Annotated in this window: 18 protein-coding genes; 13 read left to right on the plus strand and 5 right to left on the minus strand. The window is 65.9% G+C overall.

Annotated features, from left to right (window positions below):
* Positions 1-7: 7 nt before the first annotated feature.
* From P0M04_RS17390 to P0M04_RS17405, 4 genes are all read left to right on the plus strand, one after another.
* Positions 8-349 carry a PspC domain-containing protein gene (locus tag P0M04_RS17390; RefSeq protein ID WP_259447884.1) on the plus strand — a complete coding sequence of 114 codons (342 nt, stop codon included), beginning with the start codon at positions 8-10 and terminating at the stop codon, positions 347-349.
* 203 nt (positions 350-552) lie between these two features.
* Entirely contained in the window at positions 553-1,986 is a 1,434-nt protein-coding gene (lpdA, locus tag P0M04_RS17395) for a dihydrolipoyl dehydrogenase (protein ID WP_259447820.1), read from the plus strand.
* A 79-nt stretch (positions 1,987-2,065) separates the two neighbouring features.
* Positions 2,066-3,163: a cell division protein ZapE gene (gene zapE, locus P0M04_RS17400; protein ID WP_259447819.1), complete on the plus strand. Its 1,098-nt coding sequence runs from the start codon at positions 2,066-2,068 to the stop codon at positions 3,161-3,163.
* Positions 3,164-3,180: 17 nt separating this feature from the next.
* Entirely contained in the window at positions 3,181-3,852 is a 672-nt protein-coding gene (locus P0M04_RS17405; RefSeq protein WP_259447818.1) for a hypothetical protein, read from the plus strand.
* 39 nt (positions 3,853-3,891) lie between these two features.
* On the opposite strand, the gene P0M04_RS17410 is transcribed toward P0M04_RS17405, so the two are convergent.
* Complete coding sequence (locus P0M04_RS17410; RefSeq protein ID WP_259447817.1) at positions 3,892-4,662, minus strand: PP2C family protein-serine/threonine phosphatase; 771 nt, start codon at positions 4,660-4,662, stop codon at positions 3,892-3,894.
* 179 nt (positions 4,663-4,841) lie between these two features.
* On the opposite strand from P0M04_RS17410, the gene P0M04_RS17415 reads away from it, so the two are divergent.
* From P0M04_RS17415 to rlmD, 9 genes are all read left to right on the plus strand, one after another.
* Positions 4,842-5,042: a YdcH family protein gene (locus P0M04_RS17415; RefSeq protein ID WP_056132203.1), complete on the plus strand. Its 201-nt coding sequence runs from the start codon at positions 4,842-4,844 to the stop codon at positions 5,040-5,042.
* A gap of 43 nt (positions 5,043-5,085) precedes the next feature.
* Positions 5,086-7,131: a DNA repair helicase YoaA gene (gene yoaA, locus P0M04_RS17420; protein WP_259447816.1), complete on the plus strand. Its 2,046-nt coding sequence runs from the start codon at positions 5,086-5,088 to the stop codon at positions 7,129-7,131.
* Between the two features lie 259 nt (positions 7,132-7,390).
* Positions 7,391-7,999 carry a toll/interleukin-1 receptor domain-containing protein gene (locus P0M04_RS17425; RefSeq protein ID WP_259447815.1) on the plus strand — a complete coding sequence of 203 codons (609 nt, stop codon included), beginning with the start codon at positions 7,391-7,393 and terminating at the stop codon, positions 7,997-7,999.
* 8 nt (positions 8,000-8,007) lie between these two features.
* Positions 8,008-9,519, plus strand: a complete 1,512-nt coding sequence (locus tag P0M04_RS17430) for a hypothetical protein (RefSeq protein ID WP_259447814.1) — start codon at positions 8,008-8,010, stop codon at positions 9,517-9,519.
* A gap of 82 nt (positions 9,520-9,601) precedes the next feature.
* Positions 9,602-10,339: a 5'/3'-nucleotidase SurE gene (gene surE / locus P0M04_RS17435; protein WP_259447813.1), complete on the plus strand. Its 738-nt coding sequence runs from the start codon at positions 9,602-9,604 to the stop codon at positions 10,337-10,339.
* Positions 10,336-11,190 (plus strand): protein-L-isoaspartate(D-aspartate) O-methyltransferase, encoded by an 855-nt coding sequence (locus P0M04_RS17440; RefSeq protein ID WP_259447812.1) that lies wholly within the window; start codon positions 10,336-10,338, stop codon positions 11,188-11,190. The genes surE and P0M04_RS17440 overlap by 4 nt, the downstream gene beginning before the upstream one ends.
* Before the next feature lie 32 nt (positions 11,191-11,222).
* Positions 11,223-12,131: a peptidoglycan DD-metalloendopeptidase family protein gene (locus P0M04_RS17445; RefSeq protein WP_259447811.1), complete on the plus strand. Its 909-nt coding sequence runs from the start codon at positions 11,223-11,225 to the stop codon at positions 12,129-12,131.
* A gap of 9 nt (positions 12,132-12,140) precedes the next feature.
* Positions 12,141-13,154 (plus strand): RNA polymerase sigma factor RpoS, encoded by a 1,014-nt coding sequence (gene rpoS, locus P0M04_RS17450; RefSeq protein ID WP_259447810.1) that lies wholly within the window; start codon positions 12,141-12,143, stop codon positions 13,152-13,154.
* Positions 13,155-13,322: 168 nt separating this feature from the next.
* On the plus strand, positions 13,323-14,738 hold the full coding sequence (gene rlmD, locus P0M04_RS17455; RefSeq protein ID WP_259447809.1) for a 23S rRNA (uracil(1939)-C(5))-methyltransferase RlmD: 1,416 nt from the start codon (positions 13,323-13,325) through the stop codon (positions 14,736-14,738).
* Here the strand turns inward: rlmD and P0M04_RS17460 are convergent.
* From P0M04_RS17460 to P0M04_RS17475, 4 genes are all read right to left on the minus strand, one after another.
* Positions 14,712-17,240: a hybrid sensor histidine kinase/response regulator gene (locus P0M04_RS17460; protein WP_281042036.1), complete on the minus strand. Its 2,529-nt coding sequence runs from the start codon at positions 17,238-17,240 to the stop codon at positions 14,712-14,714. The genes rlmD and P0M04_RS17460 overlap by 27 nt on opposite strands.
* A 353-nt stretch (positions 17,241-17,593) precedes the next feature.
* Positions 17,594-19,594, minus strand: coding sequence for a TonB-dependent receptor (locus P0M04_RS17465; RefSeq protein WP_259447807.1), 2,001 nt, complete (start codon positions 19,592-19,594; stop codon positions 17,594-17,596).
* An 85-nt stretch (positions 19,595-19,679) separates the two neighbouring features.
* Positions 19,680-20,030 carry a hypothetical protein gene (locus P0M04_RS17470; RefSeq protein ID WP_259447806.1) on the minus strand — a complete coding sequence of 117 codons (351 nt, stop codon included), beginning with the start codon at positions 20,028-20,030 and terminating at the stop codon, positions 19,680-19,682.
* 184 nt (positions 20,031-20,214) lie between these two features.
* Positions 20,215-20,898, minus strand: coding sequence for a Bax inhibitor-1/YccA family protein (locus P0M04_RS17475; RefSeq protein WP_259447805.1), 684 nt, complete (start codon positions 20,896-20,898; stop codon positions 20,215-20,217).
* Between the last annotated feature and the right edge of the window lie 173 nt (positions 20,899-21,071).

Genomic DNA, 21,071 nt, shown 5'->3' on the forward strand with positions numbered 1-21,071 from the left:
GGGAATGATCATGATCTCCGATGAAATCAAGCGTTTGCACGAACTGCACCAGGCCGGCGCCCTGACCGACGCCGAATTCGAACAGGCGAAGGCGAAGGTATTGTCCGGCGCCTCGTCGACCGTGAACCTGAACAAGACCGCGAGTGCCGACGGCACGTTCGCGTCCGAGCTGAACACCTTGCGCCGCTCGCGCACCGACCGCTGGCTGGGCGGTGTCTGCGGCGGCCTCGCCCGAGTCTCGGGCGTGGATGCGTGGGTGTGGCGGCTCGTGTTCACCTTGTTCACCATCACGTTCGGATTCGGGATCGTGATTTACCTGTTGTTGTGGATTTTCGTGCCGGAAGAGTGAATTTTCGGGCGAAGAACGAATACGAAACCCAAGACAACGTCGTTCCCGCGAAGGCGGGAACCCAAGTTCAGTGATCGGAGCCGCAAACAGTGCGGCTTCGCTCGGCACAAATTGGGTCCCCGCCTGCGCGGGGACGACGTTGGTTGAGTGCACGAGCAACCCTGTGTTGTTCGGCACCTCGGGAACAAAAAGGAAAACCTTAGATGAGCACTGAAAAACAATTCGACGTCGTCGTGATCGGCGGCGGTCCTGGCGGCTACGTGGCCGCGATCCGCGCTGCGCAGCTGGGCTTCAAGACCGCCTGTATCGACGAATGGCAGAACGCCAAGGGCGGCCCGGCACTGGGCGGCACCTGCACGAACGTCGGCTGCATCCCGTCGAAGGCACTGCTGCAATCGTCGGAACACTTCGAGCACGCCGGTCACGCGTTTGCCGAGCACGGCATCGACGTCGCCGGCCTGTCGCTGAACCTGGGCCAGATGCTCAAGCGCAAAGAGGGCGTCGTCAAGGCCAACAACGACGGCATCGTCTACCTGTTCAAGAAGAACAAGGTCACCTTCTTCCACGGCCGCGGCACGCTCGCCGGCAAGGCAGGCGAAGGCTACGCCATCAACGTCTCGGGCCCGACCACCGATTCGATCAGCGCGAAAAACGTGATCATCGCGACCGGCTCGAACGCCCGCGAACTGCCGGGCGCACCGTTCGACGAGAAAGTCATCCTGTCGAACACCGGCGCACTGACCGTCGACGCCGTCCCGGCCAAGCTGGGCGTCATCGGCGCCGGCGTGATCGGCCTGGAGATGGGTTCCGTGTGGCGCCGCCTGGGTGCCAAGGTCACCGTGCTGGAAGGCCTGCCGACGTTCCTGGGCGCGGTCGACGAGCAGATCGCCAAGGAAGCGCACAAGCTGTTCACCAAGCAGGGCCTGGATATCCAGCTGGGCGTGAAGATCAACAGCGTCACCAAGGGCGACAACAACGTCACCGTGGACTACGCCGATGCAGCGGGCGCCGCCAAGAGCGAAACGTTCGACCGCCTGATCGTCTCGATCGGCCGCGTGCCGAACACCAACGGCCTCGGCATCGAGACCGTCGGCGTGCAGCTGGACGAGCGCGGCTTCGTGGCCGTCGACGACGAATGCCGCACCAACGTCCCGGGCATCTGGGCCGTGGGCGACGTCGTGCGCGGCCCGATGCTGGCGCACAAGGCGGAAGAAGAGGGTGTCGCCGTCGCCGAGCGTATCGCCGGCCAGCACGGTCACGTCAACTTCAACACGATCCCGTGGGTCATCTACACCTCGCCGGAAATCGCGTGGGTCGGCAAGACCGAGCAGCAGCTCAAGAAGGAAGGCGTCGCTTACAAAGCCGGCACGTTCCCGTTCATGGCCAACGGCCGTGCACGCGCGCTGGGCGACACGTCGGGCATGGTGAAATTCCTGGCCGACGCGGCGACCGACGAAATCCTGGGCGTCCACATCGTGGGCCCGGTCGCATCGGAGCTGATCTCGGAAGCCGTCGTCGCGATGGAATTCCGCGCGTCGTCGGAAGACATCGCCCGCATCTGCCACGCCCACCCGTCGCTGTCCGAAGCGACCAAGGAAGCCGCGCTCGCCGTCGACAAGCGTTCGCTGAACTTCTAATACCTGTATGACCCGGGCTTCGGCCCGACTGGGGGTGGACGGCAGCGCTGTCCACCCCCATCTTTATGCGGCTCTTTTCATGAACGTCCAAGAGTACTACCAGCACGCGCTGACCGAGCGCGGATTCAAGTCCGATCCCGCGCAACAGCGCGCCGTCGACCGCCTGCAGGAGGCCTACGACGACTGGGTCGCGTACAAGTCGCAGCGCTCGTCCGCGTTCAAGCGCCTGATCAACCGTCCCGACGTCCCGCAGGGCGTCTACATGTGGGGCGGTGTCGGACGCGGCAAGTCCTTCCTCATGGACAGCTTCTACTCGGTCGTGCCGGTCGTGCGCAAGACGCGCCTGCACTTCCACGAATTCATGCGCGCGGTGCACCGCCAGCTCGACGAGCTGAAAGGTGTGGAAGACCCGCTGATCGAGGTCGCCAGGCGCATCTCGAAGAAATACCGCCTGATCTGCTTCGACGAATTCCACGTCAGCGACGTGGCCGACGCGATGATCATGTACAACCTGCTGTCCGCGCTGTTCGCCAACGGCGTGTCGTTCGTGATGACGTCGAACTACGACCCCGACAAGTTGTACCCGGACGGACTGCACCGCGACCGCATGCTGCCCACGATCGCGCTGATCAAGGACAAGCTGGACGTCATGAACGTCGACGCCGGCATCGACTACCGCCACCGCGCGCTGGAACAGGTGCAGGCCTATTACACGCCGCTGGGCGCGACCTCCGACCATGCGCTGCGCGAGACGTATGCGAACCTCGCCGACACGGCCGACGAGGATCCGCGCGTGCACATCGAGCAGCGCGAGCTGCGTGCGCTGCGGCGTGCGGGCGGCGTGATCTGGTTCGATTTCGCCACCTTGTGCGGCGGCCCGCGCTCGCAGAACGACTACCTGGAACTCTCGAGCCAATTCCATACCGTGATCCTGTCGGGCGTGCCGCGCATGTCGGCCGCGATGTCGTCGGAGGCGCGCCGCTTCACGTGGCTGATCGACGTGTTCTACGATCACAAGGTCAAGCTGATCATGTCGGCCGAGGTCGAGCCGGAACTGCTGTACACCGAGGGCGCGATGTCGAACGAGTTCCATCGCACGGTGTCGCGTATCATTGAGATGCAGTCGCGTGAATACATGCTCGCCGAGCGGCGCGGCGCGGCCGACTCGCTGGCCTGAACGATCAAAGGAACCGAATGAAAGCAGACTTCGTCACAGACACCCGTACCCGCTTGCGCGCGCTCGCCGTCGCCTTGTCCGCTGCGTTGCTTGCCGCGTGCGCCAGCCAGGACGTGGTGCCGCGCGAGGTGCCGCCGCCGCCCGTGACGTCCGTCGCGCAGGCCGACCAGCAGCTGGCCGCCGTCGCGCTCGAGCGCAAGGCGATCGAGGCCCGCTTCGCGGAACGGGAACACGTCTGCTACGACAAGTTTTTCGTGAATAACTGCCTCGACGAGGCGAAGGAACGCCGCCGCAGCGCGCTTGCCGCCCAGCGCGCGATCGAGGTGCAGGCCGAGCGCTTCAAGCGGCAGGCAATCGTCGAGGAGCGCGACCGCAACCTGGCCGAGGCGGAACGCCGCTTCAAGGAACAGGAAGCGCGCCTGGAGGCCGAACCGCCGAAGCCCGCGCCCGAACCGGTGCCGGTGCCGCCGCCGCGCAAGCCGACGGCGCCCCAACGCCTGGCCGAGCGCGACGCCCGCCTGCGCGCGCAGCAGCAGCAGGAGGCGGCGAACGCCGGCAAGCGTGCGCAGAACGTGCGCGACTATGAGGCGCGCAAGGCCCAGTCGGAAGAACGCCAGCGCAAGGTCGCCGAGCGCAAGGCGGAGAAGGCGGCGAAAGCAGCGAAAGAGGCCGCGGACGCCAACAAGTAGGGTAGGCATTTGAGGCCGGGGCCTCAAATGAAACGTGCCTTATGGCCGGTCGCCGACCGGCTTGACGAGCTTGACGATGGCCATGCTGCAGTTCCCGCCCTTGCCCTGCGACCGCTCGCCGGCCTTGTTGATCAGCATCTCGGACGCCTGACGGGGGCTGGCCTTCGCGGTCACGGTCGCCAGCTCGGCATCCGTGAAGAAATGCCACAGACCATCCGAGCACAGCAGGAACACATCGTTCGCCGCAAGATCCAGGCGCTGGCCGAACGTAATGAACGGATCCTTGCGGCTATTGCCCATCACATTCAGCAACAGCTTGGACTTGCGGTGGTTCTTGGCCGCATCCGGCGGCAGGCGGTCGCTCGATACGAGGTGCTCGACATAGGCGGCGTCGCTCGTGCGCGCCAGGCACCTGCCGTCGTGGAAGTAATACAGGCGCGAATCGCCCACGTGGGCCCAGACGGCCTCGCCGTGCGGCGTCAGGATGAGCCCGACGAAGCTGGCATGCGCCTGGACCTGCGTCGTGACGGCATTCATGTTGATGACCAGGTGGGTTTCCTGCACGATGTCGCGCAACAGTTGCTGCAGGCGCTCCACGGACGGTCGGTCGCCCGGCTTGAATTCGTCGAACACCTGCTTGGCCGTGTGCAGGACCTGTTCCGCGCCGGCCGCGCCGGCGATGCCGTCGGACAGCACGGCCAGGGCGTAGCCGGGCGCGCGGGCGCCGGTCATGAGCGCGACGCGGTCGTTCTGCTGGGGGCGGTTACCGATATGCTGGGCGGTTCCCGCTTCTAACTTGTATGAGGTCATAAACGTGGCTTTCCGATGCCGCCATGCCGGACTTTGTTGGCGGCAACGACGGTGTAGTTTAAACTATGCACCGGTTTGCACTTTAGTTGCAAGCCGTAACAATGAATAGCGCGCCGCCCCGAGTCAGCGGGCATGCGTCTTCCCACCCCTTTACGCTTAACTGTTCGGAAATGCCTAACATGATCGACGTCCAGGAGATCCACCGCCGTATTATTGAACTCGACGTGGAACATCGCGACCTCGATGCTGTCATCGACATGCTGACCCGCGACGGTCACGCCGACCAGTTGCAGTTGCGCCGTCTGAAGAAACGCAAACTGCAGTTGAAGGACCACATCACACTGCTGAAAATGCAGTTGGTGCCGGACGTGCCGGCATAAGCCCACATTTTTACGCAGTCCCATTTTGACCGACCATCTTCCCTTGTCTGAAGCCGACATCGACGCCGGCCCCGACGCCGCGCCCTCCGAACCTGCCGGCAAGTACGACGCCGAAGTCGACCGCATCTTCGGCGCCGGCGGTCCGCTCGCGCCCGCCGTCGGCACGTTCAAGCCGCGCCAGTCGCAGACCGAGATGGCGAAGGCGATCGCACACGCCATCAGCGAGCAGGGCACGCTGATCGCCGAGGCCGGCACAGGCACGGGCAAGACCTTCGCCTACCTCGTTCCCGCGCTGCTGTGGGGCGGCAAGACGATCATCTCGACCGGTACCAAGAACCTGCAGGACCAGCTGTTCTCGCGCGACATCCCGACCGTGCGCGCCGCGTTGCGCGCCCCGGTCTCGGTGGCGCTGCTGAAGGGCCGTTCGAACTACCTTTGCCACTACCACCTGGAACGCACGCTGTCGAACGGCCGCCTGACGTCGCGCGACGACGTGGGCCATCTGCGCGAGATCTCGCGCTTCATCAAGATGAGCCAGTCGGGCGACAAGGCCGAGTTGACCAAGGTCCCGGAAACGGCGTCCGTGTGGAACCTCGTGACGTCCACGCGCGAGAACTGCGTCGGCCAGGAATGCCAGTACTACCAGGACTGCTTCGTGATGAAGGCGCGCCGCGAAGCGCAGCAGGCGGATGTCGTCGTCGTCAACCACCACCTGTTCTTCGCCGACGTGGCACTGAAGGAAGGCGGCATGGCCGAACTGCTGCCATCCGCGAACACGATCATCTTCGACGAGGCGCACCAGCTGCCGGAAGTGGCGACCCTGTTCTTCGGCACGACCGTGTCGACGGGCCAGGTGCTGGAGCTGTGCCGCGACGTGCTGGCCGAAGGCCTCGCGCATGCGCGCGGCGGCGTGGACTGGGCGAAGGTCGTGACCGTCGTCGAGAAGGCGGCGCGCGACCTGCGCCTGACGTTCCCGGAAGGCGGCACGCGTTTGTCGCTGCCGCAGATTCCGCCCAGTTCGGAATTCTTCCCGGCGCTGGAAAAACTGAAGGAAGAACTGGAAGGCCTGATCGACGTGCTGGAGGCCCAGGCCGAGCGCGCCGAGACGATCGAGCAGTGCCGCGTGCGCGCCGTCGAGCTGCTGGAGCAGTACAAGGCGTGGAAGTCCGAGCCGAAAAAGGGGAAGGAAGTCGAGGGTGATGACGCCGTGCTGTGGGTCGAGGCGTTTTCCTCGTCGCTGCAGCTGCACAAGACGCCATTGTCGATCGCGCCGATCTTCGCGGGCCAACGCGCGGGAACGCCGCGCAGCTGGATTTTTACTTCCGCGACGCTGGCGGTAAAAAACGACTTCAAGCATTTCAGTGCCCAGCTGGGCATGACGGGCGAACCGGCCCAGAGCTGGCCCAGCCCGTTCAACTACCAGGACCAGGGGCTGCTGTACGTGCCGACCGGCCTGCCGGAACCGAACACGTTCGGCTACACGGACGCCGTCGTCGACATGGCGCTGCCCGTGATCGAGGCCGCGGGTGGCCGCTGCTTCTTCCTGTGCACGACGATCCGCGCCGTCAACCGCGTGGCCGAACGCCTGCGCGAGGAATTCGCCGCGCGCGGCCTCGACTTCCCGCTGTTCGTGCAGGGCGAACGGGGCCGCACGGAATTGCTGGATTCCTTCCGCAACGCGGGCAATGCCGTGCTCGTGGGCAGCCAGAGTTTCTGGGAAGGCGTCGACGTGCGCGGCGAGGCGCTGTCGCTCGTCATCATCGACAAGCTGCCGTTCGCGCCGCCCGACGACCCGGTGCTGGCCGCGCGCATCGAAGTGATGGAAAAGAAGGGCATGAACGGCTTCGTCCACCACACGCTGCCGGAAGCCATCATCAACCTGAAGCAGGGCGCCGGGCGCCTGATCCGCGACGTCGAGGATCGGGGCGTGCTGATGCTGTGCGATCCGCGGGTGATCAGCAAGCCGTATGGGCGGCGTATCTGGCAGAGTTTGCCGCCGTTCAGGCGGACGCGGGTGCAGGCGGATGTGATCGAGTTCTTTGCGACTTCGAATACGCCGCGGGGTGGAGATTCGGGGTCAGAGCCCTAAAAAAGCAAATTCGGGCTCTGACCCCCGGCTTCGTTAATCGTTCCGTGTCCGCTTGCCGGCTTCGTTAATCGTTCCGTGTCCGCTTGCCGGCTTCGTTAGCCGCTGCGTGTCTGCTTCGCTTCGTTTTACGCTACCTTTTGGCTTGTATCCCGGTACGCTGCGCGTCCCGGGCTATCGCTTGTGCTCCCACAACATGCAGGATGGGTGACTTGTTTAGAGTCTCACAGGCCCGGCCGGTGGCAGACTACAAGGGGGAGCAATGGCGATACGTTATGGCTGCTTTTTCAGCTATGCCCATGGGCGGCACGAGCTGATGCAGCGCTTCAAGGCCACGCTGGCCGATGCACTGCGCTGTTACCTCGAACCGTATTTCGACAACGAAGACGAACTGTTCATCGACACCGAACAACTCGGCGGCGGTGACGACCTCGACCGCAAGATCGCCCGCGCGCTGTGCGAAAGCGCGTGCATGGTCCTGATCTACACGCCCAAATACGAGGCCCATCCCTACACCCGGCGCGAGTACGCCGCCATGCGCCTGATCGAGGCCGAGCGCAGCACGTGGTACACGCTGCCCAGCCAGCTGATCATTCCCGTCATCATGACGCAGCACCCCGTCAGCCTGCCCCCGCAGATCAGCGAATCCACGTTCTACGTCGACTTCTCGCGCTTCACGATGGCCACGGCCGACCTGAAGTCGAACCCCGATTTCCTGCCGGACATCGACAAGATGGTCCGGCGCATCGTCACGCATTACCAATATCAGAAAAAAACCATGCCGCCGGCGCATGACTGCAACCAATTCGAGCTTCCCGCTGTCCCACCCGCATGGCGTGAGTTACCGGATCCAACCTTCCCCAAAAAATGAGGAGCCTTATGGAAACCAACCGCATCACCGCAGTACCGGCCGGAAAGGCCGGCGAGGTGACGACGTTCTACTCCTACGACAGCGCACCCGTGCGCAGCCTTGCGCTGGCCCATGCCGGCCGGCTGCTTGCCGGGCGGGCGCATGCGAAGACACCGGTGCTGATGATCGACTGGGACCTGGAAGCCCCCGGCCTGCATCACTATTTTTCCCGCGCAGACGAGGGCCCGGACGCCAGCGGCCTGCTCGAATTGTTCGAGAGTTGTCGTGATCAATTGCACGGCAATACGTCGAACGACGACGCCGAGGCGCTGGCCGCGCGCGTGCTCGATACGCTGGACTGGGACGACTTCATCGTCCGCGTCGACGACACCTGCCCGCTGTACCTGATGCGCGCCGGCCGCTTCGACGACAGCTATGGCGAGCGCGTCGACCGGCTCGACTGGGACGCGCTGTTCTGCGCCTGTCCGGCCCTGTTCCGCACGTTCGCGGCGAGGGTGGCACGGCGCTTCGCCCACGTGCTGATCGATTGCCGCAGCGGACGCTCGGCGGCGGCCAGCGTCTGCACGGCGCTGTTGCCGGACAAGATCGTCGGCGTGTTCACGCCCGATGCGCGCAGCCTGGACGGCCTGCAGGGCGTCGTCGGTCGCGCGCTCGATTACCGCTGCAGCCACGAGGACGAGCAGCGCCCGCTGCTCGTCTATCCGCTGCCCTGTCCGGTCGACGGGACGGGCGAAGGGCGGCTGCGCTGGCGCTTCGGCGACGCGCCACGGAGCCAGTCCGGCTACCAGGTCCGACTGGAACAGATGTTGGCCGAGTGCTACGGCCTGTCCAGCGTCATGCTCGACAGTTACCTCGACGAAGTACAGCTGCCCCAGGCGGCCGTGAGCGGCATGGTGCCTGCCGGCGGCCGGGCCCAGGCGGGCGAGCACGACCGGCTCGGGCCCCAGCGCGCCGTCGAGGCGCTGCTCGAATGGCTCGAACCCGGCCATTTCCCGTGGCGCCCGCTGCCCGAGGTGCGGCTCGTGCAGGCCGTCGAATCCCTGCGCGAACGGGCCGCCGATCCGCAGGCGCCGAGCCTCGTGCGCGAACTGGCCCGGCTGGCGCAATTGTATTTAGGACAACAAAGCGAGCTGGAGGCCGCGCGCCGCATCGAACAGCACGTGATCGCGCTGGAGCAGGGCCTGCACGCGATGGAGGAGGGCAAGCGGGGGCATGGTTCGCCGCGCCGCCCCGGCGAACCGTCGCCGGACGCGCTGGACGACAAGCTGTCGCGCCTGCAGGAACTGATCGACAGCCGCAGCCCCCGCGAGGCGCGCGCGCTGGCGGACAGCCTGCGCTCGACGATCCTGCGGCCGAGTGTGGCGCATCCGCTACGACGGCGCGGCGCGGCGATGATCAAGCAGGTGTACCTGCAGGAAGGCGACAAGGACGCGCTGCTGGCCTTTACCCTGGACGAGGTCTCGTCCCTCGAAGGCGCCCTGATCCAGGCGGCGGAAGGGCGTCCGCTGGTGACCGGCTGAGGCCGCGCCGGGAGGGGGCGAGGGGCAATAAATGTGACGTCCGATTGGTCGATCTCGCCGTTGCTTCAGGTAAAATCGCGGCATGCGTATCCTAATCAGTAACGACGACGGCTATCTCGCCCCCGGCATCAACGCCCTGGCCGAAGCGCTCTCGACAGTCGCCGACATCGTGGTGGTCGCGCCCGACAGCAATCGCTCGGGCGCGTCCAATTCGTTGTCGCTGGACCGTCCGCTGTCGGTGTCGAAGGCTGCCAACGGGTTTTATTTTGTCAACGGCACTCCCACCGACTGCGTGCACATCGCGTTGACGGGGATGCTCGACGCACGCCCGGACCTGGTCGTCTCCGGCATCAACAACGGCCAGAACATGGGCGACGACACGCTGTACTCCGGCACGGTGGCGGCGGCGACGGAAGCCTATCTGTTCGGTATCCCGGCGATCGCCTTTTCCCAGGTCCATGGCGGCTGGGCGGAGGTGGAATCGGCCGCGCGGGTGGCGCGCGACATCGTGCTGCGCCGCTTCGAGATGCTCGAGTCGCCGTTTTTGCTGAACGTAAATATCCCAAACCTGCCGTACGAGCAGATCGGGCCGCTCGTGCCGACCCGCCTGGGCCGGCGCCACCAGTCCGAGCCCGTCATCCGCGGCCAGGATCCGCGCGGGCGCGAGATCTTCTGGATCGGCGCGCCGGGCGCGTGCCGCGACGCGGGCGAGGGCACGGATTTCCATGCGACGAGCAAGGGCTGCGTGTCGGTGACGCCGCTGCAGGTCGACCTCACGCACCGCGACCAGCTGGACCTGCTGCGGCGAGGGTTGGGATGAGCGAAAAGCGCAGCCAGTTTCCTCTGCCGCTCTCGTCCGTGACGGGCGGCAGCACCCGAAAGCCCGCTGCGCCGGCGCCGGTCGCCACGCCGCAGACGGCGACCCAGAACGCGCGCCAGAACAGCCAGACGCAGCCGCGCGGCGGCCCGGCGCCCGGCGTGCCGGGACCAACCAAGCCGGCCCAGCCGCAGCAGACCGTCGTGCGGTCCGACCTGGCGGCCACGGAAGCGCCACGCCGCGCGATGGCGGCCCGGGCCGCGCGCCAGGGCGTCAAGGATGCGCAGGTGCTGGCCGCGCTGGAAATCGTGCCGCGCCATATGTTCGTCGAGCCGGGCATGCTGGCCCAGGCCTACGTCGACATCTCGCTGCCGATCGGCCACAACCAGACGATTTCGCAGCCGTACATCGTCGCGCGCATGATCGAGTTGCTCAAGGGTAGTAACCAACCGCTGCGCCGCGTGCTCGAGATCGGCACGGGGTGCGGCTACCAGGCGGCCGTGCTGTCGTGCGTGGCGCAGGAGGTGTATTCCATCGAGCGCATCAAGCCGCTGCATGAGCTGGCGAAGGCCAATCTGCGCCCGTTGCGTATCGCCAATCTGCGCTTGCAGTACGGAGATGGTATGCTAGGGCTCCCGCAGGTGGCCCCGTTCGACGGCATCATCCTGGCGGCGGCCGGTCTCGAGGTGCCGCGTGCACTGCTCGAGCAGATGGCCATTGGCGCCCACCTGGTGGCGCCCGTCGGTGCTCAGGTCCAGCACCTGCAGCGCATTACCCGTAAAGGCAAGGCGGAATGGACCAGCGAAACGCTGGAAGCCTGCCATTTTGTCCCGCTGCGGCCAGGCATCGCTTGAATGCCAGTTGTTGTAAAAGAATTATAGAGAGAATGAAACTTACGCCCCGCTTAGCCCTGTTGACCCTCAGTCTCGGCATCCTGTCCGCCTGCAGCACCGAGACCCGCGTAGCCCCCGTGATCGACCGTCCGGCGCCGACCGCATCCACGTTCCGTCCCCGTCCGCAACCGGCGCCGGCCGTCGAGGAGACGAAGCCCGACGCGCGCGGCACCTACACCGTGCGCCGCGGCGACACGCTGCTGCGCATCGCCCTCGACCACGGCCAGAACTACCGCGATCTCGTCGCGTGGAACAATCTGTCCGATCCGGACGACATCAAGGTCGGGCAAGTGCTGAAAGTGGCGCCGTCCGAGCGGAACGGCAACGGCAACGGCAATGCCGTCGTGACGTCGCCGATCGCGATGCCGGGCGCCGAGAAGGCGCCGGCCGTGCCGAAGAAGACCGAGCCGAGCGGTGCCAAGAAGCCGTACACGGAATCGAACCTGGCGAGCGCGAAGGAAGACAATCCGAAGGCGGAAAAAGTGATCGCGGCAGGCGTGACCCCGGGCACCACCGTCACCGCGAACGACGACGAGAAACTGAGCTGGATGTGGCCGTCCGACGGCAAGATCGTCGCCACGTTCGACGAAGGCAAGAACAAGGGCATCGACATCGCCGGCAAGATGGGCCAGCAAGTCATGGCCGCGGGTTCCGGTAAGGTGATGTATGCCGGCAGCGGCATTCGCGGATATGGTAATCTCGTGATTGTTAAGCACAGCAACAGCCTGTTGTCGGCATATGCGCACAACCGCACCATCCTGGTGAAGGAAGGTCAGAACGTGACCAAGGGCCAGGCCATCGCGGAGATGGGTGATTCCGATGCCGACACGGTCAAACTGCATTTCGAGATACGCCAGCAGGGCAAGCCGGTCGACCCGGCCAAGTTCCTGCCCAGTCGCTAGAGAGAGCCGATGACCTTGCCCCCCGACCCGCTGGACCACGACACGCCGGAAGACAATCCGGATGAACCGCTGGACGACGGCGAGTTCGGGGTGGATGGCGCCGACCGCGCCGAGATGCTGCCGGACGGCGGCACACCGGCCGTCGTCGACACCGTCGACGAACTGAAAAGCGTCCTGCAGGCCGAGCTGTCGACGGACACCACCCAGCACTACCTGAACCGCATCGGCGCCAAGCCGCTGCTCACCGCCGAGCAGGAAGCGCACTACGCGACCCTCGCCAAGGCGGGCGACTTCAACGCCCGCCAGAAGATGATCGAGCATAACCTGCGGCTCGTCGTCTCCATCGCCAAGCACTACATCAACCGCGGCGTCGTGCTGCTCGACCTCATCGAGGAGGGCAACATCGGCCTGATGCGCGCGATCGACAAGTTCGAGCCGGAGCGCGGCTTCCGCTTTTCCACGTACGCGACGTGGTGGATCCGCCAAAGCATCGAGCGCGCGATCATGAACCAGGCCCGCACCGTGCGCCTGCCCGTGCACATGGTGCGCGAACTGAACCAGGTGCTCCGTGCGAAATACCACCTCGAAGCCCAGCACCACGACGGCAAGGAAGCGAGCGCGGAAGACATCGCCAGCCTCGTCGGCCGGCCCGTGGAAGAAGTGCAGGACATCCTCGCGCTGTCCGAGCACGCGACGTCGCTCGACGCGCCGCTCGACAACGATCCGCAGAGCAGCCTGATGGACATGCTGCCGGACGAGGGCGACGTCAGCCCGGACGCCCACGCCGAACAGCACGAGATGACGGTGCTCGTGCGCGACTGGCTGCAGAAGCTGCCGGACAAGCAGCGCGTCGTCGTGATGCGCCGCTTCGGCCTCGACAACGACGACCCGGCCACGCTGGAAACGCTGGCCGAGGAGATGGGCGTGACGCGCGAACGCGTGCGCCAGATCCAGCAGGAAGCTCTCGTCAAACTGAAACGGGCGATGGCCGCCCGTGGCGTCGTCCGCGATTCCTTGCTATGATGCCCGGCTGGCCGGCATCGGCCGCAAGTCGTCATTCCCGCGCACGCGGGAATCCATACTGAGCAACCGCAGTCGACCCGCAGGCACCCCGGCTCCGTGATCTTCAGCATGGGTCCCCGTTTTCACGGGGACGACGTTGTTTGGTTGCGCGATCAGCTCTCTATTCCCATGCAAGAAACCTTCATCAACATCAAATCCCTCGACATGGACGCGCGCGGCGTCGGCCACCTGGAGAACGAGGACGGCACGCCGGGTAAAGTGATCTTCGTCGAAGGCGCGCTGCCGGGCGAGCGCGTCAGCTTCGAGACCCTGCGCAAGAAGAAGAACTGGGAATCGGGCCGCATGGTCACGCTGCAGAAGGCATCGTCGATGCGCGTGGAACCGAAATGTCCGCATTTCTGGCATTGCGGCGGCTGCTCGATGCAGCACCTGGAGCCGTCGGCCCAGGTCGCGATGAAGCAGCGCGTCCTGGAAGACAACCTGTGGCACATCGGGAAGACGAAGGCCGAGAACATCATGCGCCCGATGTACGGCCCCACGTGGGATTACCGCTACCGCGCACGCCTGTCGGTCCGCTGGGTGGCCAAGAAGGGCACGGTGCTGGTCGGTTTCCACGAGCGTCACTCGTCGTACGTGGCCGACATGACGAGCTGCGAGATCCTGCCGGACCACCTGTCGGCCATGCTCGTGCCGCTGCGCGAGCTGGTGGGCGCACTGTCGATCTACCAGCAGATGCCGCAGATCGAGATCGCCGTCGGCGAAGAAACGACCGTGCTCGTGCTGCGCATCATGGCGCCACTCTCGCCCGCCGACGAGACGCTGGTGAAAGCGTTCGCCGACCAATGGAACATCCAGTGGTGGCTGCAGCCGAAGGGACCGGACACCGCGGCGCCGTACTACCCGCTCGGCAAGGAGCTGTACTACACGCTGCCGGAATTCGGCATCAGGATGCCGTTCAAGCCGACCGATTTCACGCAGGTGAATCACCAGATCAACCGCCTGCTCGTGCACAAGGCGCTGAACCTGCTCGAGGTGCAGCCGACCGACCGCGTGGCCGACCTGTTCTGCGGCCTCGGCAACTTCACCCTGCCGTTGGCCACGCAGGCGCGCGAAGTCGTCGGCATCGAAGGCAGCACGGCGCTGACGACGCGCGCGCTGGAAAACGCGAAGGCGAACGGCCTCGCCGACAAGACGACGTTCTATACGCGCAACCTGTTCGAGGTGACGAAGGACGACCTGATCGCGCTCGGCAAATTCGACCGCATGCTGGTCGACCCGCCGCGCGACGGCGCCGTCGCGCTGGCGATCGCATTGGCCGAACTGCGCCTGACGAACCCGGACCTGCTGCCGCAGCGGATCGTGTACGTGTCGTGCAGCCCGTCGACGCTGGCGCGCGATGCCGGCATCCTGACGCACCGCGCCGGTTACGTGCTCAAGAAGGCAGGTGTGGCGAACATGTTCCCGCACACGTCGCACGTGGAATCGATCGGCGTGTTCGAGCGCCTCGAGAATTTCCAGCCGCGCGAATTCGCGGCACCGGACGTCAAGGACACTGCGTCAGCGGGCGGCGACGCGGTCCAGTAACGCGAACAGGCCGGCCGGATCGACCGGCTTGACGAAGTAACTGTCGAAGCCGGCGTACGCCGCGCTGGCCTGGTCCGACTGCTGGCCGTACCCCGTGATCGCGACGAGGGTTGCCTCGCCGCAGCCGGGCAGCTTGCGCAGCCGGCGCGCCAGTTCGTAGCCGTTCATGCCGGGCAAGCCGATGTCGAGCAGGAAGGCATCGTAATGCTCCTGTGCGGCCCGTTCCAGCGCTTCGCCCGGGTGGTGCATCACCGTTACCTGGTGGCCGCCGGATTCCAGCAGCAGGCCCAGGGTCATCGCGGCGTCGACATTGTCGTCCACCAGCATCAGCGACAGCCCGCGCGCCGTGCCCGGCGCCGCGGGACCGGTCGCGGCCGTGCCGCCGGCGGGTGCGGCAGCGCTGTGCAGGCGCGGCAGGCGGATCGTGAATTCGCAGCCCAGGTTGCGGCCTTCGCTGGCCGCCGTCACCATCCCGCCGTGCAGTTCCACGAGACTCTTCACCAGCGCGAGCCCGAGCCCGAGGCCGCCCTGCGAGCGGTCCGGCGTGCGCTCCGCCTGCGAGAACAGGTCGAACACGGTCGGCAGCAGTTCGGCCGAGATGCCGATGCCGTTGTCCGACACGCTCACGAGCACCTGCTCGGGCGTGATGCCCATCCAGACCGACAGCCGGCCGCCTTCGTGCGTGTACTTGGCCGCGTTGTTCAACAGGTTCGCGATCACCTGCACGAGGCGCTTCGGATCGCCTTCGACGATCGCCGGTTCCGTCGACAGATGCAGCGCCAGCTCGTGGCGGCGCGCCTCGATCAGCGGGCGCACCTGTTCGACGGCGTCGCCGATCACGCGGCGCAGGTCGACTTCCTCGCGTGCCAGCACGACGAGCCCGCGCGTGACGCGCGAGACGTCCAGCAGGTCGTCGATCAGGCCCGTCATGTGCGCGACCTGGCGCGCGATGATGGCGCTCGTGCGCTCCACGCGGGCGCTGTCCGGCGGGCCCATGTTCAGCAGTTGCGCGGCGGCCGAGATCGGCGCCAGCGGGTTGCGCAGCTCGTGCGCCAGCATCGCGAGGAATTCGTCCTTGCGGCGGTCGGCGAGGCGCAGCGCGTCTTCCGCGCGCACGCGCTCGACGGCGCTCCACGCGCGCTCGGCGACGTCCTCGATCAGGCGCACGATGTCGGCGCTCCACACGCGCGGCAGGTTGTCGTTGATGAACAGGCAGGTCGTCAGCGCGCCGTTGCGGTTCAGCGGCACGACGACGGCGGAGCGGATCTGCAGTGCCGCGTAGTTCGGCCAGGTGTCGGCACCGCTCGTGCGCGGGTCGCGCTGCAGGTCGCTCGACACCCACGTGCCCAGGTTCAGCGTACTGAAATTCGCTACGCCGAACAGGGCCGCGGGGAACGTGCCGTTCAACTCGGCGACGATGCCGTCCGTGTAGTTCGAGTGGAAGGTCACGAGCTGCTTGTCGGCGTCGTAGTCGCCGTACAGCACGCGGCTGGCCTGCAGGAAGCGGCCCAGCATGGCGCCCGTCTGGACGAAGATCTGCGTCGGGTCGTTCAGGCGGCGCAGCAGGTCCGATACTTCGAGCCGGAATTCGTTCATGTCGAGCAGCGTCGTCTGGCGCGCCACGGCGTCGCGCAAGGCCTGCTCGGCGCGCACGCGGTCGAGCGCTTCCCAGCTGCGCTCGGCGATGTCGGTGGCGAGGCGCTGCGCCTCCTCGTCCCAGTCGCGCGGCTGGGTCGAATAGCCGACGAGGGCCGCCACGAGCTGGCCGCGCCGGATCTTCGGCACGATGAGGATCGCGCGCGCGCCCGCGGCCGCGTAGCGCGCGCCGCGCGCGGGGAGTCTCGGGTCGGCCGTTGCGTCGCGCACGGCCAGCGGCGACCCCGTGCGCAGCAGGGCTAGCGCCTGCGGGCCGAAATCGTCGAGGCGGGCGCGCCGGCCGATCAGCGGCGTGCTCGCGTCGCGGGCCCAGTCGTGCATCACTTCGAAGCTGCCGTCCGCCTCGTCAGTTTCGACAAAGCAGGCGCGCTCGAGTTCCAGGTGCTTGCCGAGCAGGGTGCACGCCCCTTCGATGATGTCGGACGGGTGGTGCAGGCGGCGCAGGCTGTCCACCACCTGCAGCTGCACGGCGTGGCGCCGCTCGAGCTGCACGCGCTGGGTCGTTTCGCTCGTCACGCACAGCACGCCGCGCACGGTGCCGGTATCGTCGCGCACCGGCGAATAGGCCAGCGTGAACCAGGCGTTGTACGGCTTGCCGTTGCGGTCGATCGGGCTCGGCACATCCTCGCCGTACGTGGCGTGGCCGCCGAGGGCGCGTTCGACAAGCGGCTTCAGGCCGGGCCAGCGGTCGGGCCAGGCCTGCGCCAGCGGACGACCGAGTGCAACGGGGTGGGTGCCGTCGAGAAGGGGAATGAAGGCGGCGTTGTACAGCAGCGCGAGGTGTGGGCCCCACGCGAGATACATGGGGAATTCGGATTCGAGGATCAGGCTGGCCGCATTGCGCAATGCGGGGCTCCACCGGTCCGGGGGCCGAGAGGCGACGCCGACCAGTCATGGACGTGGTAACCGGCGCGAACGGCGCCGGTGCTGCCGAGGAGATGAAAGTCGCGCGTCGCTGCTTCCATGCCGATCGCTTCCGAGTCCGAAAGCGGTCATTCTATGCGCAAATGCATAAGCTGGAACAGGTATGAAAAAAAATACATTTTCCGAGCGAGAAACACCGTTGATACCTGGAGAACAAAATGTCTCCGAAGGACCATTTCGACGGCAACGTACTGCAAATGCCGATGGGATCGGGGTTGATGGCAAGACTATAACGGACGTCCCGCACGCGTGGCGCACGGGACGTCAATACGCCGTCAGAACTTCGCGCGCACGCCGAACGTGATATTCCGCCCCGGCAGCGGCGCAATGTCCTTCAGCAGCGACGTCGCCAGGCGGATGTCTTCGTTGAGCAGGTTCTTCGCCGCGATGAAATACGTCAGGTCCACGTGCTCGAGCTTCTGCGTGTACGAGACATTGGCGTTGACCTGGTTGTACGACGGCGTCGTGGACGTCTCGAACGCCGCGAGGCGGTCCTGGCCGCGGGCGTGCGTCCAGTCGAGGCCGGCGCGCCAGTGCGGCTGGCGGTAGCCGATGGCGGCGCCCACGCGGTCGGCCGGCTGCAGCGGCAGGTTGCCGGCGTCGTCGAGGTAGCCGCGCGACATGTCCGCGAACACGCGGCCGTTCCAGCCCATGCCGATCTGGTTCCACGTCAGCTCCGCTTCCGCGCCCTGGATGTGCGCCTTCGCCTGCTGGAAGATGCGCTGGCGGAACTCGCCGCCCGGGTTGCCGTCCTCGTCGAACGACGTATCCGTGATATGGCCGTAGATGAAGTTGTTGACGTTGTTGCGGTAGGCGTTCACGCGCCAGCGCAGCAGGCCGCTCGTCTTTTGCAGCGACAGCTCGATGTTGCGCGAGATTTCCTTGCGCAGGTCCGGATCGCCGACATCGAACGTGAGCGTGGCGTCGTGCGGACCGCCCGAATACAGTTCTTCCGTCGCGGGCGCGCGCTGGGCATACGACACCGTCGCGCCGAACGAATAGCCTTTCGTGAACGGCCACAGCGCGCCGATCGAGCCGGAGCCGAGGTCGAAGCTGCGTTCGCGGTTGCCGACCGGCTTGCGGTCGACGTTTTCATAGCGCAGACCCGCGTTCCAGCGCAGCGGACCCTGGCTCCATTCCTCGACGAGGAAGGCAGCCTGCGTGGTCGAGTGCGTGACCGGCACGGTGTCCGGTCCGCCTTCCGCGCTCAGCGCCGAGAAGTGTGTGTTTTCCGTCTGCACGCCGAACGTGCCGTGCAGGCCCAGGGGCGTGATCGGCTGGTGCGTGAGCTCGACGCGCGATTCGAACGATTTGTTCGAGAACAGCGTGGCGGGCACGCCATCGTCCAGCTCGGCGTGGTGGTAGTCCGTATAGCCGGCTTTGACGCGCGCGCTTTCGAAGCCGGCGAGCGGGTTCTTGATGACGCTGTCGAAGTCGTAGCGGTTCTGGCGCTGGTCGATGTGCGATCCCTCGTTGGTCGGGATGCCATAGAAATTGGTCAGGTGCGATGCCGACAGGCCCGCATAGCCCCAGTCGTCGATGTACGAACCGCCGATGCCGATGTTGCGCTCCTTCGTATCGGAATTCGGCAGGCGGTTCATGCGCGACGTCGGGTCGTTCGCCACGCGCAGGTCGGGAATCTGGTAGTCGTCCGTATTGCGCAGGTTGCCGTCCAGGTGCAGGCCGAACTTGCCGACGGATCCGTCCAGCGTGCCGGACATGTCCTTGCCGTTGTCGACCGTGCTCAGGCGCGACTCGACCTGGCCCGTCACCTTCGGTTCCAGCGCGGTCGGGATGCGTTCGTTGACGACGTTGACGAGGCCGCCGATGGCGCCCGAGCCGTACAGCAGGGCGGCGGGGCCGCGCAGGATCTCGATCTGGCGCGCGACGGCCCCTTCGGACGCGACGGCGTGGTCGTTCGACAGGCCGGACACGTCGGACGTCGCCATCCCGTTTTCCAGCATCTTTACGCGCGAGCCTTCCATGCCGCGGATGATGGGGCGCGACGCACCTGCGCCGAATGCGGAGGCGGATACGCCCAGTTCGTTCTGCAGCGTCTCGCCCAGCGAGCTGCCGACTTTGTCACGCAACTCGTCGCCCGCGAGCACTTTCGCCGGCGTCAGGATCTGGTCGCCTTCGCCGTTGCGCAACGGGCTGGCCGTGACGACGACCTGCTGGATCTTGCCGTCGTTGATGGTTTCTTGATCGTCGGCGCGGACGGCCGGGTGGAAGGCGAGCAGGAGCGCGCTGGCGAGCAGCGTACGTTCGATTTTCATGATTTTTCTACAATCTCAAGCGAATGGATAACGGCCCATACCGCCGGGACGTGCCGGGCGGTACGGGAAACAGCGGGAGGTGTTATCAGGCTTGAGGGGGTGCGCGCGACTGGAACGGGCAGGTCGTGAGCAGGCAGATGCCCGGAGTGGCCGGCACGGCGGGCGCGGCATAGGCCAGCTCGGCCGGGACGAATTGCCGCAGCGAGGAAGGCAGCGCAAACGCGATCTGGGCGCTGGCCGCGCACTGGCCGCACAGGTCGTGCAGGCCGGGCTTGGGCAGCTTGCCGGTGCCGTCGTCGGTGTCCGCCGTGGCTGCGGTCTGCTGGACGAGCGTGTCGGCGGCCTCCGCCCAGTGCGTATAGCCGTGTCCGACCGACAACTGCTGCGAAACGAGCAGCAGCAGCGACAGCAATACGTGGACCAGGCTACGGGACATGGGGACGGGATCGAAAGCGAACGGATATTGTACGCAGGGCCGTGCGGTTCTGCCAATCATACTTTCGGTAAGCTGCTGTCCGCCCATTGCGCGCCGGATGTTTCCAAAAACCGGGCTCTGACCCCGGTCTTGGGCAATAAAAAAGCCGGCCCGCAGGCCGGCTCGTCGATGCGAGCGGTGGGGATCAGTCGCGGTTGCCGAAGCCGATGCCCAGCAGTTGCAGCATGCTCGTGAACACGTTGTAGATGTCCAGATAGATGGCCAGTGTCGCGCTGATGTAGTTGGTCTCGCCGCCGTTCACGATCCGGTTCACGTCGAACAGGATGAAGGCGGAGAAGATCACCATCGCGAGCACCGACACGACCAGCATCAGCGCCGGCAGGTGCAGGAACACGTTGGCCAGGCCGGCCAGGATCACGACGATGGCGCCGGCGAACAGCCAGCTGCCCATGCCCGAGAAATCGCGCTTGGACACCGTCGCGATCGTCGCCATCGTGGCGAACACGGCCGCGGTACCGGCGAACGCGGTCATGATCAGGGTGCCGCCATTGCTGAAGCCGAGCGTGAAGCGCAGCAGCGGGGTCAGCCACAAGCCCATGAAGAACGTGAAGCCGAGCAGGATCGGTACGCCGGCCGCCGAGTTCTTGGTCTTCTCGATCGCGAAGATGAAGCCGAACGCGATGGCGAGGAACAGGATCACGCCCATGCCGCCGGCAAAGATCGGCAGGGCCATTTGCAGGCCGATGTATGCGCCGAGCACCGTCGGGACCATGGACAGTGCCAGCAACCAGTAAGTGTTGCGCAGCACGCGGTGACGCGTGGCCTGGATGGCCGAGACGTCGTAGGTTTTCTGCAGGCTGGGAATCATAATGCCTCCGTTGGAAGAAATCGCTTTGCTCCCCATATGGGGACTGGACCTGGCGTCAACAGGGGCAATGTGCCGGAAACGCAAGTTTTAAGTCTTGCATAAGGTCCGGCGCGCGCCCCATATGGACGAGGACTCATCATTGTCACTGTATCATCCGGCCTCCCTCCCACGCA

It is taken from the genome of Telluria mixta (assembly GCF_029223865.1).
GTDB lineage: Bacteria > Pseudomonadota > Gammaproteobacteria > Burkholderiales > Burkholderiaceae_D > Telluria > Telluria mixta.